The sequence below is a fragment of the Blautia sp. MCC269 genome, from assembly GCF_018785655.1.
In the GTDB taxonomy this organism is placed as follows: domain Bacteria; phylum Bacillota; class Clostridia; order Lachnospirales; family Lachnospiraceae; genus Blautia_A.
On record NZ_WQQE01000112.1, the window covers coordinates 1 to 205 of the forward strand.

The following is a 205-nucleotide window of genomic DNA, read 5'->3' on the forward strand; positions in this document are numbered from 1 at the left end:
CATCGGCCGATTGGGTCTTAACCGTCGTGTTCGGGATGGGAACGGGTGTGTCCCCCAACCGCATCGGCACCAGAAATATCTTAGCTTGATAACTCAACAGTAAAACACATCTTCTCTACTTTTTCCCTTAGAAAGGAGGTGATCCAGCCGCACCTTCCGATACGGCTACCTTGTTACGACTTCACCCCAGTCATCGGTCCCGCCT

At 52.2% G+C, this 205-nt stretch carries 2 rRNA genes; both read right to left on the reverse strand.

What is annotated here, in order from left to right:
- Nucleotides 1-74: ribosomal RNA gene (rrf, locus tag GPK88_RS19865) — 5S ribosomal RNA — on the reverse strand; the annotation flags it as partial.
- A gap of 57 nt (nt 75-131) precedes the next feature.
- A 16S ribosomal RNA gene (locus GPK88_RS18505) occupies nt 132-205 on the reverse strand; the annotation flags it as partial.